General features: G+C 42.1%; 10 protein-coding genes and 1 tRNA gene. 4 read left to right on the top strand and 7 right to left on the bottom strand.

Going from position 1 to position 14,956, the window contains the following annotated elements:
- Nucleotides 1–98 precede the first annotated feature (98 nt).
- Nucleotides 99–2,360, top strand: a complete 2,262-nt coding sequence (locus ACO6S2_RS08100) for a glycoside hydrolase family 3 N-terminal domain-containing protein (RefSeq protein WP_422361995.1) — start codon at nt 99–101, stop codon at nt 2,358–2,360.
- Between the two features lie 67 nt (nt 2,361–2,427).
- A complete protein-coding gene (locus tag ACO6S2_RS08095) occupies nt 2,428–4,017 on the top strand; it encodes a sodium:solute symporter (protein WP_422361994.1) in 1,590 nt (529 codons plus the stop codon).
- A gap of 368 nt (nt 4,018–4,385) precedes the next feature.
- On the opposite strand, the gene ACO6S2_RS08090 is transcribed toward ACO6S2_RS08095, so the two are convergent.
- From ACO6S2_RS08090 to ACO6S2_RS08060, 7 genes are all read right to left on the bottom strand, one after another.
- A complete protein-coding gene (locus tag ACO6S2_RS08090) occupies nt 4,386–4,841 on the bottom strand; it encodes a hypothetical protein (RefSeq protein WP_422361993.1) in 456 nt (151 codons plus the stop codon).
- Nucleotides 4,842–6,320, bottom strand: coding sequence for a glycoside hydrolase family 30 protein (locus ACO6S2_RS08085; RefSeq protein ID WP_422361992.1), 1,479 nt, complete (start codon nt 6,318–6,320; stop codon nt 4,842–4,844).
- Nucleotides 6,317–8,509, bottom strand: a complete 2,193-nt coding sequence (locus ACO6S2_RS08080; RefSeq protein ID WP_422361991.1) for a glycoside hydrolase family 3 C-terminal domain-containing protein — start codon at nt 8,507–8,509, stop codon at nt 6,317–6,319. The genes ACO6S2_RS08085 and ACO6S2_RS08080 overlap by 4 nt, the downstream gene beginning before the upstream one ends.
- Nucleotides 8,510–8,752: 243 nt before the next feature.
- A complete protein-coding gene (locus tag ACO6S2_RS08075; RefSeq protein ID WP_422361990.1) occupies nt 8,753–10,021 on the bottom strand; it encodes an adenylosuccinate synthase in 1,269 nt (422 codons plus the stop codon).
- Nucleotides 10,022–10,028: 7 nt separating this feature from the next.
- Nucleotides 10,029–10,370 (bottom strand): STAS domain-containing protein, encoded by a 342-nt coding sequence (locus ACO6S2_RS08070; RefSeq protein WP_422361989.1) that lies wholly within the window; start codon nt 10,368–10,370, stop codon nt 10,029–10,031.
- A 14-nt stretch (nt 10,371–10,384) separates the two neighbouring features.
- Nucleotides 10,385–10,855: a Fur family transcriptional regulator gene (locus tag ACO6S2_RS08065; RefSeq protein ID WP_422361988.1), complete on the bottom strand. Its 471-nt coding sequence runs from the start codon at nt 10,853–10,855 to the stop codon at nt 10,385–10,387.
- A gap of 60 nt (nt 10,856–10,915) precedes the next feature.
- Nucleotides 10,916–13,150: a RelA/SpoT family protein gene (locus tag ACO6S2_RS08060; protein ID WP_422361987.1), complete on the bottom strand. Its 2,235-nt coding sequence runs from the start codon at nt 13,148–13,150 to the stop codon at nt 10,916–10,918.
- A gap of 155 nt (nt 13,151–13,305) precedes the next feature.
- Between ACO6S2_RS08060 and ACO6S2_RS08055 the strand changes: the two genes are divergently transcribed.
- Nucleotides 13,306–13,387, top strand: a tRNA-Leu gene (locus tag ACO6S2_RS08055).
- An 82-nt stretch (nt 13,388–13,469) separates the two neighbouring features.
- Nucleotides 13,470–14,789: a trigger factor gene (tig, locus tag ACO6S2_RS08050; protein ID WP_422361986.1), complete on the top strand. Its 1,320-nt coding sequence runs from the start codon at nt 13,470–13,472 to the stop codon at nt 14,787–14,789.
- Nucleotides 14,790–14,956 lie beyond the last annotated feature (167 nt).

Raw genomic sequence — 14,956 nt, 5'->3', positions numbered from 1 at the left:
CCCTGCTCATTGAGAGATATGCCTAGTGATCTAGGTAATAAATAAATCAGCTTTGTATAGTGACTCAATTCATCACTTTTTAATCACAATTCGAATCAATGAAGCTATTTCAATTTAAAAAATATATTGCTCCTATTCTAGCCCTTGGCCTTTTTTACGCCTGTGAGCAAAAACCTCAATCTGACAATACAAAAAATTCTGCAGTACTTGAACTGATGAGCAAAATGTCTGTCGAGCAAAAGGTCGGACAGATGACTCAAATCACTTTAGGGAAATTTCATGAAGGTGGGCAGCTAAAAATAGATCTTTTGAGAGAAGCTATTATTGATAAAAACGTCGGATCAATTCTTAATACCAATGGTAGCCCATTAACTGTTGAGCAATGGCACGAGCTACTGACGGTTATTCAAGATATTGCGACAAAAGAAACTGTACTCCAAATTCCAATTCTTTACGGAATTGATGCCATTCATGGTACTTCATACACCAAAGGGTCTACTCTTTTTCCTCATAATATTGGCATGGCCGCCGCCAGAAATACTGATTTGGTCGCTCAGTCGGCTAAGATTACTGGAATGGAAGTGCGAGCTTCAGGTATTCGGTGGAATTTCGACCCTACGCTGGGCATTGGTCGTCAGCCACTTTGGTCCAGGTTTGAAGAGACATTTGGCGAAGATGTATATCTCACATCAACATTAGGCGGGTCAGCGATTAACGCTTACGAAGAAGATGGATTAAAGAATATTACCGCTGTGGCGAGCTGTATGAAGCATTTTATTGGCTACTCTACACCCCAAAGTGGTAAAGATCGTACGCCAGCCTATATTCCCGATATTCAATTGAGAGAATATTATTTACCACCATTCGAAGCAGCTGTTGCCAATGGCACATCAACCGTAATGATCAACTCCGGAGAAGTAAATGGAGTACCCGTTCATGCTAGCAAATACTACCTTCAGGACATTCTCAGAGACGAATTAGGTTTTGAAGGACTAGCGGTATCGGACTGGGAAGATATCATCAGGCTACATATCCGTCATCAAGTAGCTGATACACCAAAAGAAGCAGTAAAACTGGCAGTGAACGCTGGTATAGACATGAGCATGGTACCCTTAGACTACTCTTTCTACAATTACCTGATTGAGCTAGTCAATGAAGGAGAAGTAAGCCAGGCCCGTATCGATGAAGCCGTTTACAGAATATTGAAACTCAAATTTGATTTAGGACTCTTTGACAATGCCTATCCAGAAGAGGGTGCGAAGGCTAATTTTGGTAAAGCTGAGTATGCTGATATCGCCCTGAATGCCGCCTTGGAATCCATCACCTTGTTGAAAAATGAAGGAGAAATCTTACCGCTAAGCAAAAAAACTAAAGTACTACTCACAGGCCCTGGAGCCAACAATATCGGCGCGCTTCACGGCTCATGGTCGTACACCTGGCAGGGAGATGCAGAGGAGGCATACAATGAAGGTACGCTTACACTGAAAGATGCCATGATCGAAAAAATCGGCGAGAGCAATGTGATCACCAATGCAGTAGCCGACTATAAGGATGCTACTAACACCAGTGCCACATTCGTAAAAAACAATGCATCTAAAGCAGATGTGATCGTCTTAGCCATTGGCGAAAAAGCTTACGCAGAATCTCCAGGAGGCATCGACGATTTAACATTGGACGAAAGTCAATTGCAGTTGGTGGAGTCGGCTATGGCTACTGGCAAACCAGTTGTTCTACTCTTAGCTCAAGGTCGTCCACGAGTAATTTCTTCAATAGAACCTGATGTGAAAGGGATTCTGAACCTCTATCGCCCAGCTAGTCAGGGTGCGAAGGCTACTATGGAAATCTTGTTTGGAGACTACAATCCTAATGGCAGATTACCTTTTACCTACCCAAAAAACACGGGAGATATCGTACTCTACGATCGTAAGCATTCTGAGAACTACAAAGAATCAGAGCCTGACACTTACGGTTTAGGCGGATTCTCACCTCAGTGGGCTTTTGGTCACGGATTGAGTTATACCACATTTAGCTACAGCAATCTAAAATTAGACAAAGCTACAATTGGAGACAGTGACCAAATCAACGTAACTGTGACGGTGGAAAATACAGGCGACAGAGACGGCAAAGTGGCGGTAGAGCTTTATGTAACCGACCTGTACGCGTCTGTAACTCCAGGAGAAAAAAGATTAAAGAAATTCAAGAAGGTAGAGATCAAATCTGGAACTTCTACACAAGTAGATTTTCAACTAGCTGCGGCTGATCTATCATTCATCAATCAGAATAGTGAGAGAGTGACTGAAGAAGGTGAATTCACCTTGATGATAGGGGATCAGCAGGAAAATTTCTTCTATAAGAAATAAGATCTTTATACCGTTCACGGTGTCGCCCTGCAAGGGGCGGCGCCTATTTTATTTATTCTAAACCCAAATGCTCGACTTAGAGATCATAGATATCGCCATTATTGGCATCTACTTTATTTGTATCTTCTGGATCGCCATCCGTGTGGCCAAAAAGAGCAAAAATGGTGATGACCCCACAGGCTATTTCCTTGGCGGAAAAGATATGGGTTGGTTTGTGATCGGTGCTTCACTTTTCGCTTCTAATATCGGTTCCGAGCACTTGATAGGTCTGGCCGGAACTGCGGCAAGCAGCGGTGTGGCCGTGGCCCAATTTGAACTGTTAGCAGGGGTTGTACTACTTCTATTGGGTTGGGTGTTTGTTCCGTTTTATATACGTAGTGGTGTATTCACCATGCCAGAATTTTTAGAAAAACGCTATTCCAAGAATACCAGAGCGTATTTATCTGTCATTTCGATTGTGGCATACATACTCACCAAAATCTCTGTGACCATTGCCGCAGGCGGGATCATCTTTCAGGCTATGGGCATGGACTTCTGGGCAGGTGCAGTAGCCATTGTCATTGTCACAGGTATTTACACCACCGTGGGTGGTCTGAAAGCAGTGATCTATACAGATATGATTCAGATGTTTGTTTTGATTGGGGGCTCGCTGGTGGTAACATTTGTCGGGCTGTATCACCTAGGAGGGTGGAACGCATTCACCTCAGGTCTAGATGCCAGTTATTTCAGTCTTTGGAAACCCATTTCAAATCCTGATTTCCCCTGGACGGGCATCATCTTTGGCGCACCCATTTTGGGCGTATGGTACTGGTGCACAGATCAGTATATTGTGCAGCGAGTGCTTGCGGCAAAAAACATTCAACAAGCAAGAAAAGGCAGCATATTTGGGGGCTACCTGAAAATGTTGCCTTTACTGATTTTTGTTATCCCTGGTGTAATTGCTCTGGCTTTGAGTCAAAAAGGAGAACTACTTCTCAATACCCCAGATGATGCTTTACCGATGTTGATCAAAGTACTGATGCCAGCAGGTTTAAAAGGCCTCGTAATAGCAGGACTATTGGCTGCTTTGATGAGTTCATTGTCTTCGGTGTTCAATTCATGTTCTACCATATTCACCCTTGACATTTACAAGAAAATCAAACCCGAGTCTACGGAAAAGCATTTAGTGCTCGTTGGGAGAATAGCTACCGTAGGATTGGTTTTCTTTGGCCTGATTTGGGTACAGTTTATCGACAATATCTCTGATCAGTTATTTAAGTACTTGCAGAGTGTGCAGGCGTACATTTCGCCACCGATTGCTGCGGTGTTCTTGCTAGGCATTTTCTTCAAACGCCTCAACTCCAAAGGCGCGATGGCTTCTATGATCACCGGATTTGTTTTGGGTATTGCCCGACTGATTGGTGAAGTAAACAAAACTGATTTGCAGGGGGCATTTTTCTACTTCTGCGATATCAATTTTCTGCATTTCGCTATTTTCTTATTTGTGATTTGTGTGGCGGTGCTGATTCTAGTCAGCCTGCTAACTCAAAGTCCGGACTATGCACAAATCGAGGGTGTGACCTTCCACAAAATGTCTATGGTGGATACACGTCAGGATTTGATTCTATCGGGAATACTGGTTTGTATCCTGGCTTCTATTTGGGTTTATTTTAGTTAGAGCAAGCCATTATCATAATGATATGGCATGCAGTGTAGCCAACAGCTGTTTGTTGGAGACAACTCCAACGAAGGCAGCAGTAATTCTCGGACTTTATATCATAAAACAGTAGAAAACCGAAGGGGGCTGCCGCACTTCCCAAGTCGCATTACTTGCTCTTTGTTCGTTCGCAATGACGTGGTTTTAGAACGGAGAGCGCCAGATCGAATTGAGTTGACGAACAATAATACCGTCATTGTGAGGAGAAGTATTTGCCGAGGGCTAGATGAGTTGATGCAGCACTCTTTTAGATTAACCTTTCCACACTTTGGGCATGCAACAGTCCCCCGTACATGCCCATTAGTGTGAATAGTATGTTTTTAGTTTTGTTAATCCAACTTGACATAAGTCTCTCTTATTATCCGATCCACACCCAGGTCTTCTATTCGCTCTCTGCCCTCTTGAATCAATGTATCTCCTTTGAGAATCAATTCAAATTCGAAGGTGTTGCCTTCCCACTGGCGAGCTGTACAGTATTCGAGGTTTTCAATATAATGGCCATCAACATAACTGTGCGATCCGCTCCCTGACCCATATTTGGTATTCAAACTGTCCGTGCCTTTATTCAAATCATGCTGAAAAAAGGCAAAGTAATTTTGATTGATCATTTTGATCCCTTTCATACCAATTGTATAGTCTGTAAAAACTGTGTCTTGACCTGTGATTTTCTCTGCGGACAACAATTGCCAGGTGCCTTCTATAGGACTTCTTTCATTAGAAGCACTTTTCTGCTCTGGATTGCAAGCCGCCAGAGCTAAGAAAAGTACAAAAACAAAACATCTCATTTATTTCGTGATTAAGGTTTGCATAGCATGCGCCGGAATCGTTGTTTCCACGGCCTCCATACCAATGTACATTTTATAAGTAATAGCTTCATCTAGTGAATTCATAACTACTGTAGCCAAAGTACCATCCTCATTCAAGAAAGAGGTACTCAGTAGTTGACTTCTGCTACTGGCCGTACTTACTCTAGCAGCTTCTGGCTTGATAAACTTAGAGAAGTGCCCGATGTAGTAGTAAGATGGCGTGTAAATTAAGCCTCCCGTTTTGGTATCAGCATGAATTGGCGCAAAACAAAAATTTCCAACATGATTAGGGCCTCCTGTTTCGTCTAACAGGATATTCCAATCAGTCCAGCCAACCGTTCCCTGGTTGAAATCATTGATCATAGAGCGGCCATATCGCTCGGCGTTAGGCCAGTACTGGTACTTGGCTGGATCGAATCTTTCATTGCACCCTTCGGTGAAAAGCAGCTTCTTATCAGGAAAGTTTTCATTGACCATTCTCAGGTTTCCAAAGTTCGGATCGGCTCCTGTCCAGGTTTCGTACCAATGAAATCCAATACCCCAGGCATACTTGGCTGCTTCTGGATCGCCAAAAATTGTATTAGCCCGATTAACAATCAAATCACGATTGTGATCCCAAACCACAATGTTTTTATCCCCCAACCCCTCTTTTTCCATGATTGGGCCCAAGTGGTCTCTCAAGAAATCCCTTTCGTCTTCAGCTGAGTAAATACAAGACTCCCAGGTTTGTGTCGCCATTGGCTCGTTTTGAATAGATACACCCCATATTGGCATGCCTTCGGTTTCATACGCCTTAATGAATTTAGTATAATAGGTAGCCCAAGCATCTCGATATTCGGGCAGGAGTTTCCCTCCTTGCAGCATGTGATCTTTTCCTTTCATAAAGGCCGGCGGGCTCCATGGTGTGGCATACAACATCAATTCACCACCAGCCGCTTCAATAGCTCTTTTGATCATCGGGATTTTGAATTGTCGATCATGGGCAATGTCAAATGTTTTTAGTTCCTTGTCACCTTCTTCGATATAGGTGTAACTACCACTGCTGAAATCGCAACTATGAATATTGGTTCGGGACAACGAGTAGCCAATACCGGTATCTTCATTGTAATAAGCGGCCAGCAACTCCTCCTGCTTCTCAGGAGATAGTTTAGCAAATGTTTCGGCCGAAGCATCTGTGATTGCTCCTCCAATTCCGAGCATTTTTTGAAAGGTTTTTTCCGGCTTCACAAAAATCGACCATTCCGTTTCTTTAGGCTGATCTGCCTTTATGAATGAGGCCTTAGCTGTCTGAGCAAGCCTCAACTCTGTATTGCTCGCAGTAGTGTAAATAGTTACTTCTTTTCCTTCCACCGAAAATTTCGGAGCTACGAGTGAAGCTTCTATGACTGGAGCTTCCTGCTTTGGTTGACAAGCAAAACCTGCCATTACTAATATGGATGTTATTAATTTTCGATTCATGATTTTGACTGCTTACTGATTGATATTTTAATCTTTTTAGCGATGTTATTTGAGGCATTGCCTATATACAGGTAGTAATCGCCAGGTTCTACTATCCATTCTGCACTGGACTCATCGTAGTAAGCCAAATCAGTCACATCTATGATCACCTGCCCTGACTGGGTAACACCTGATTCAAGGTTGAGTTTTTGATATCCTTTGAGTTCTTTTAGTGCTCGTGGTACTTTGGATTTGATTTTTCCGGCATAGACTTGTACCACCTCTGCACCTTCAACAACACCTTCGTTCTTCACCTCAAACGAAACATTGATAGATCCGTTGGAAGCATATACTGATTGATCGGTTTGAACATTAGAAATAGAAAAATCCGAATAACTCAACCCGTGACCAAAGGCGAACTGAGGGGCAATTTTCTTAGTATCGTGCCAGCGATAGCCTACCAGGATGTCTTCCTTATACTCTTGCATAATACTGTCTCCTGGATAAGAAATCTCGCCGAAGGCGTGTGCACCATTGTCTTCCAGTTTTTTAGGGAAACTAAATGGCAACTTCCCGGAAGGGTTGACATAACCAGACAGCACATCAGCCAGCGCATGACCGGTCATCGAGCCGAGATACCAGGCCTGCATTAATCCCTTGGCCTTTGGCAACCAGGGCATGGCCACTGCATTACCACTCACCATCACTACACCAAGGTTCTTATTGACAGCGTACAATTCATCAATGAGCTCCTCTTGACCGAAAGGCAGGTTATATATTTTTCTATCTCCTCCTTCACAATCCTGATGATGGTTTTTGTTGAGTCCGCCAATAAACAAAACGACATCTGCATCCTTGGCCACGTCAACAGCGATAGCCTTCAAAGAATCTGCATCATAAGGCGAAGGGTTGACACGTGCATAAGCCGGAGCTCCAGAGGCGTACCCCATGGCATAGGTGACCTTTGCATTTTTGTATCTGGCTTTGATGCCTTCTAGCGGCGATACTTCAAATTGTGGCTTCAATTCTGAAGATCCTCCGCCTCTTGTCATCATTCTGGTAGCATTTTCACCAATCACTGCTATGGTCACATTAGACTCGTCTTTGACTGGAAAAATGTTTTCCTTGTTTTTCAACAACACAATGCCTTCTTGGGCGACATTCCTAGCTACTTCGTGATGAGCACCGGTATTCACACTTCCTAGTGGTCTGTTTGGATTCAAGTTCGTTCGGTAGATGAGTCTCAAAATTCTTCGGACTTTATCATCTACCACAGATTCTTCCACTTCCTTATTTTCCAGCATTTCCAAAAATGGGCCTGCTAAATAGTAGTTTTCATAGGCATTCACTTTCGAATAGGTCAAGCCATTGGTGCCGGTTCCCATTTCTATATCTAATCCGTATAGCGCTGATTCTTTGGTGTCGTGTGCGCCACCCCAGTCGGTTACTACCACGCCATCAAAGCCCCAGTCTTTCTTTAGAATCTTGTTGAGCAAAATCTCATTGTGGCAACAGTGCTGTCCACGAAACTGATTGTAGGCCCCCATGATCGACCAGGCTTCTCCTTCTTCTACGGCAGCTTTGAAAGCAGGCAAATAGATTTCATACAAGGCACGATCACTTACTTCTACGTTGATATGATCTCTCCATCTTTCCTGATTGTTGAGTGCATAGTGCTTGACACAAGCAGCAACTCCATTTTTCTGCACACCTTTAATATAAGGAACAACTAATTTCGAAGCCAGATAAGGATCTTCTCCCATGTACTCAAAGTTTCTACCATTCATTGGTGTTCGATAGATATTTACTCCTGGCCCTAAGAGGATATCTTTCTTTCTGTATCTGGCCTCTTCTCCTACCGCTACGCCATAAGCGTAAGACAAAGAATCATTGAAAGTGGCAGCTAGACATGTGAGTGCAGGAAAAGCCGTGATCGAATCATTCGTCCAGCCAGCGTAGTCCCAACTGTCCCAGCTGATCTCGGCACGAACGCCATGCGGTCCATCCGACATCCATACTTCAGGTATGCCTAGGCGAGGCACACCGGGCGAACTGAATTTACTCTGTGCGTGACACATGGCCACCTTCTCCTTCAGCGTGAGTAAAGGAAGTATACTGTCTATTTTGGATTCGACCTGTTGATCGGTGTATTGTGCTTGGGCGCTTCCAATCACAAGGGCTAGCAGAGATGCAATTATTACTCGCTTCATTGATTCTATTTAGATTATTAAAATTTCAATAATCGAAATTAGCTCTAATGACAGGCGATGAGGCACTAGCAATATTTCAAAAAACGAGGGTATTTTTTACAAAAGCAGTTTATTAGCGTCGTACAAGCATATTCTGATAATATATTCCAGAGGTTCCCCGAAGTAATCTTTTAATTCAGCCACAAAAAAACCAGATGGAAGACCTCATCTGGTTTGTATTTTCAAGAACGATATTAGTTCTGTTTATTTCAATAAAGTTTGCTTTCTGTCCGGTCCTACAGATACAATATCGATAGGCAGACCCACATGTTTTTCTATGAATTCTACATAAGATTTCAAGGAAGCTGGAAGATTATTGTATGAAGTAACTTCAGTCAAGTCCTCTGACCAGCCTTCTAAAGATTCGTAAACTGGTGTTACTGTATCATCATTTAGGTCATAAGGCATTTGATCAGTTAAGTTACCATCAGCATCCTTGTAAGAGGTACATACCTGAATAGTATCAAAGCCAGAAAGCACATCCGCTTTCATCATATATAAGCGTGTAGCACCATTCACCATGATCGCATATTTCAATGCCGGCAAGTCCAACCATCCACATCTTCTTGGTCGGCCTGTGGTTGCACCAAACTCTCCACCATTTTTTCTGAGCAATTCGCCCGTTTCGTCGTGAAGCTCTGTAGGGAATGGTCCACTGCCCACTCGTGTACAATAAGCCTTGAATACACCAAAGATGTCTCCGATCTTATTCACTGCTACACCAAGTCCTGTACAAGCCGCGGCTGTCGTAGTGTTGGAGCTAGTCACAAAAGGGTAGCTACCAAAGTCGATATCTAACAAAGAACCCTGCGCTCCTTCAGCCAAGATAGACTCACCATCAGCTAATTTTTTATTCAAGTGATATTCGCTATCTATCAACTCGAAAGTTTTCAAGAATTCTACGCCTTCCAAGAAAGCTGCTTCAAGCTCAGCTAATTCGAACTGGAAATCATATCTAGACAAGATATCTAAATGTCTTTGTTTCAAAGCATTGTACTTTGCTTCAAAATCCGGGCTATTGATATCCCCTGCTCTAAGACCTACTCTTGAGATTTTATCTTCGTAAGTTGGACCAATACCTTTTAGGGTTGAACCAATCTTTTTATCGCCCTTGGCATTTTCGTAAGCACCGTCCAGAATTCTGTGGGTAGGCAAGATCAACTGCACTTTCTTTGAAATCAAAAGGCTGTTTTTATCATAATTTTCGAATTGCTCCAAAGCCAAAATTTCTTTCTTGAAAATGGCTGGATCTAGCACTACGCCATTGCCAATTACATTTTGAGCTCCTTTATGAAAAATACCAGAAGGGATCTGGTGCAATACGTGTTTAGTATCTCCAAATTTCAAGGTGTGGCCGGCATTGGGTCCCCCTTGGAATCTAGCAATTACGTTATATTTTGGAGTGAGATAATCTACAATTTTACCTTTTCCTTCATCTCCCCATTGAAGTCCAAGCAATACATCTACAGACATGTGGTAATTATTTATTTAGTTCTTCTTTTGCTTCGGCTACACTATCCACTATGGTGAATATGGCATTGAGCTTCGTGATAGCCAATAGTTTCTTTACATGTTCGGATGGGTTCACAATAACCACTTCACCGCCTTTATTTCTAAACTTGGTCAGGATTGTGATCAAAACACCAATTCCGCTACTGTTTATATATCTCACTTCGGAAATATCCACAGCGCATTTGATGATGTTGTTGCTTAACGTATCATTTACGGCTTCTATAATCTCCGGTCCATTTTCCTCGCCAATGAGGTCGCCTTCGAAATTAATGAACACCAAGTCACCTTCGTGATTTATTTTATAATTCATAGGGTGAGTATAATTTACTTTTTGTCAGTTTTTTCTTTTGCAAAGAAATACAACGAGTGATGGGTAATTTCAATATCAAACATATCCTCAAGGGTCTGTTTGATGTTTTGAATTCGTGGATCGCAAAACTCTAATACTTTCCCGCTATCCGCCATCAAAATATGATCGTGCTGCCTGAAGCCGTAAGACTTCTCGTATTGAGCCAGATTCTGGCCAAACTGATGTCTGGTCACCAAATTGCATTCCACCAATAAGTCCAATGAGTTATATACTGTCGCGCGACTGACACGATAGTTTTTGTTCTTCATACTGATGTACAAAGTCTCCACATCAAAATGACCAGATTTGCTGTAAATCTCTTCCAGAATTGCATAGCGTTCTGGTGTTTTACGTAAAGCCTTGGATTCAAGAAATTCAGTAAAAATGCTTTTTACCTCTTCGTAAATCTTAGTCTTAGGATCGATATGATGTTTTATTTCGCTCACTGCTCGAACTTTCTAAAGCACGGTTGTTTTTCCGCGGGCAAATATAGCCTATTAAAGATATTATTTATCATATAAGTCAAAGCGACTCACACTTTCTATGCCTTCCACATTTTTCAACTTATCCAGCATGGTATTGAGGTGACTGGTATCATCCACATACACAGAAATATTTCCTTCAAAAATGCCATGATCTGTGTCAATGGTCAGCGAACGCATATTCACTTTCAGGTCCGTAGAAATGATAGAGGTAATATCGTTGACCATCCCAATTCGATCCGTTCCAATTACTTTGATTCCAGCCAGGAATGCAATCTGCTGTTGTGACGTCCATTTGGCTTTGATAATTCGATAGCCATAGTTGGACATCAGCTCAGTAGCATTCGGACAAGAGGTTCTATGAATCTTAATCCCTTCACTTACCGTCACAAAACCAAAAACGTCATCGCCCGGGATAGGTTTACAACAATTCGCAAATTTGTAGTCCACCACGTCCATGTCCTCTCCAATAAGCAGCATGTCTGCCGTCCCGGTATCATGTACTTTCTTGATCGTCTTTTTGACATCCTCAGCACTTTCCAGCTTTCCTTTTTTGGGCTTTTTCGGAACCTCCTTCTTGATCTCGCTGATCTTCTTGATGTCCTTCGAATCAATTTTCTCAGTGCCCACAGCGTAAAAGAAGTCGAGCGGGCTTTTGGCTCCGAAATATGCGACCAGTCTATTGATCGTTTCATTATTTAAGGTAAGCTTGATCTGCTTGAGTTTTCTAATTACAATCTCCTTCCCTTCAAAAGCAGCCTTTTTCTTCTCTTCTTTCAAGAAGTCCTTAATGCCAGACTTCGCTTTCGAACTGACAACAAATCGCAACCAATCCTCTTTTGGCTTCTGCTTAGAAGAAGTAAGTATCTCCACCTGATCGCCGTTTTTGAGTTTGGTATTGATTGGCACCAACTTGTGATTAATCTTAGCGCCAATACAACTTGCACCCACTTCTGAATGCACATCGAAAGCAAAATCCAACGCTGTAGAGCCATTGGGCAAGGTGATCAGTTTACCCATTGGGGTAAAAGCATAAACTTCCTCCAAGAATAGATTCGAACGAAAATCATCCACAAACTCTATCGCAGAGATATCATTCTGCTCCAATGATTCACGCACACGGTTGATCCACATATCCAATGCAGATTCATTTTCCTTAGCAGATCCGTCTTTGTATTTCCAATGTGCCGCATACCCCTTCTCAGCAATATCGTCCATCCGTCGTGTACGAATTTGCACCTCCACCCACTGACCTTTTTTGGTCATTACTGTGGTATGCAGTGACTCATAGCCATTCGCCTTAGGAATACTTACCCAATCGCGCAATCGATCTGGGTTAGGTTGATAAAAATCCGTAACTATTGAATAAACATGCCAACAGGCTGCTTTTTCTTTTTCCAGGTCGGTATCTATAATGATTCGAATGGCAAATAGATCAAAGACTTCCTCGAAAGGAATGTCCTGTTTTTTCATCTTCTGGGCGATCGAATATATTGATTTCGTTCGGCCTTTCACTTCTACTGCATAGCCCTGATCATTGATAGACTTTTGAATAGGCCTGATGAAGTTTCTTATAAACTTATTTCGATCATCTTTGGACTCCTCAATCTTCTCAGAGATAGCATCATAGTCATCTGCCTCTCTGTATTTCATGGACAGATCTTCGAGTTCCGTCTTGATCGCATATAGTCCTAGGCGGTGCGCCAGGGGTGCATACAAATAGAAGGTCTCCGAAGCAATCTTCAACTGCTTATGTCGAGGCATGCTTTCCAGCGTACGCATATTATGAAGACGATCGGCCAGCTTAATGAGAATTACCCTCGTATCGCTTGATAGGGTAAGAAGCATTTTACGGAAATTCTCTGCTTGCTCAGATACGCTTTGACCAGGCACACCGGAAATTTTGGTCAGCCCATCTATAATGCGCATGATTTTGACACCGAACTCCCGTCTAATATCCTCCAGTTCCCAGTCCGTATCTTCCACTACATCGTGCAGCAATGCCGAAATAATGGATGTAGTGCCTAAACCAATTTCATTGACGCAGATATCCGCTACCTCCAAGGGGTGGTAGATATATGGCTCTCCAGATTTTCTGCGCATATCCTTATGCGCTTCTACAGAAATATAAAAAGCTTTCTTAATCTCCTTGGCATCATTATCCTTCAGGAACGGCTTCGCATGACGGAGTAATTTTCGATAGCGACGGATGATCTCTTTCTTCTCTTCCTCTTCGTCAATCATCACTGTTGTATCCATATTTCAACCCAAGTTTTATGGTATAAAAATCTCTTAGCAAAGTTACTTCCAAACCTTCTCATTTTCGAGATAGAAAAAAACAAAAAATATTTCCTATCACCTATTGCCTAATTGAATTATCTTCCTAGCTTTGCACTTCCAAAAATTTCACGCATGCGGATGTGGCGAAATTGGTAGACGCACTAGACTTAGGATCTAGCGCCGCGAGGCATGGGGGTTCGAGTCCCTCCATCCGCACAAATAATCACCCTCTTTCCTGTAATTGTTCAGGCTAGAGGGTTTTTAATTTTTTGAATTCATACCATAAAAGATCACAATTTTGGACATTCAATTAGATCAAAAATCGAAAACAGAGGCTCTTATTAAAATTAATTTAAAGGAGGCTGATTATCAACCCAAAGTTGAAGAAAAACTAAAGGAGTACAGCAAGAAGGCTCAGATCAAAGGATTCCGTCCTGGGAAAGTTCCTCAAGGTCTGATCAACAAAATGTACGGCAAGTCCATCTTGGTAGAAGAAATCAATCAAATGGTTTCTCACAAAGTAATGGATTACATCAAAGAGAATGACATCCAAATTTTAGGAGATCCACTTCCAAACGCTGAAAAAGCTGCTGACCTGGATTGGGAAAATGGAAAAGAGTTCGACTTTGAATACGAAATTGGCATCGCTCCCGAATTTGACTTGAAAGTAGACAGCAAGCTGAAAGTAGACACTTTCTCTATCAAGATCGAAGACAAATTGATCGACGAGACGGTAGCTAATCTACAAAAGCAATTCGGAGAAACGACCAACCCAGAGGTTTCAGAAGATGGCGATTCTCTTTACGGTGAAATCATCATCGAAGGTGATGACGAGAATGCGTCTGGAACACTACTGGATTTCGATCACGTAGAGAAAAAGGTTCAGAAAGACATGATCGGTAAAAAAGCCGGTGATGTAATTGAATTTGATCCGGCTAAAGCCATCAAAAACGAAGATCAGAGAAATGCTTTTCTAGCTACTAACCAAGGATTGACTGGCAAGATCAAATTCGAGGTTAAGAAAGTAAACAGAACTGATCGTGCAGAAATCAACCAGGACTTGTTTGACAAGACATTTGGAAAAGATGCCGTGAAGTCAGAAGAAGAGTTCAAAGAGAAAATCAAAGTTTCGATTAGCGAAAACTACGTGAAAGAAACTGAAGGCTACACCGAACTAAAAATCAGAGACAAGTTCATCGAAAAAACTAAGATGGAATTGCCTGATACTTTCTTGAAGAAGTGGTTGGCTCTTTCCAACAAAAACAATTTGACTCAAGAGCAGATTGATACAGACTATCCATTGTACGCCAATGACTTGAAATGGTCATTGATCAAAAACAAGATCTCAAAAGATAGCGAGATCAAAGTAGAGCATGAAGAAGTAGTGGAAGAAGCAAAGAACATGATCAGAGTACAGTTTGGTTCTATGGGCATGTCTGAAGCGATGGAACAAAACATCGATTCATTTGCTGATAACTACTTGAAAGGTGAAGAAGGTCAGAATTACATGAAGTTGAATGAAAAAGTATTCAACGACAAGGTGATGGCCCACATCAAAGAAAATATCTCTATCAAGGCGAAAGAAGTAACTGCTGACGAGTACAGAGAAAAAGCTTAAGAATAATACCTTGTTTTATAAAAACCTGTCTAGTCATCATTTGATGGTAGGCAGGTTTTTCTTTTTTTAAGAAGTTTAAAAAGCTCTGGCTTGTGTCTTCACAAGCCATATCATGGAAAACTATGGTTCGTGAGGACACGAAACCAAAGCAGGGTTTGAAATATAAG

This window comes from Reichenbachiella sp. (assembly GCF_965233835.1).
Classification (GTDB): domain Bacteria; phylum Bacteroidota; class Bacteroidia; order Cytophagales; family Cyclobacteriaceae; genus Reichenbachiella.
This window is presented reverse-complemented; position numbering and strand designations above follow the sequence as displayed.

Coding starts and splice junctions, on each gene's coding strand:
- ACO6S2_RS08095 (WP_422361994.1), top strand. CDS start 2,428: ATGCTCGACTTAGAGATCATAGATATCGCCATTATTGGCATCTACTTT.
- ACO6S2_RS08070 (WP_422361989.1), bottom strand. CDS start 10,370: ATGAATTATAAAATAAATCACGAAGGTGACTTGGTGTTCATTAATTTC.
- ACO6S2_RS08100 (WP_422361995.1), top strand. CDS start 99: ATGAAGCTATTTCAATTTAAAAAATATATTGCTCCTATTCTAGCCCTT.
- ACO6S2_RS08075 (WP_422361990.1), bottom strand. CDS start 10,021: ATGTCTGTAGATGTATTGCTTGGACTTCAATGGGGAGATGAAGGAAAA.
- ACO6S2_RS08060 (WP_422361987.1), bottom strand. CDS start 13,150: ATGGATACAACAGTGATGATTGACGAAGAGGAAGAGAAGAAAGAGATC.
- ACO6S2_RS08090 (WP_422361993.1), bottom strand. CDS start 4,841: ATGAGATGTTTTGTTTTTGTACTTTTCTTAGCTCTGGCGGCTTGCAAT.
- ACO6S2_RS08085 (WP_422361992.1), bottom strand. CDS start 6,320: ATGAATCGAAAATTAATAACATCCATATTAGTAATGGCAGGTTTTGCT.
- ACO6S2_RS08080 (WP_422361991.1), bottom strand. CDS start 8,509: ATGAAGCGAGTAATAATTGCATCTCTGCTAGCCCTTGTGATTGGAAGC.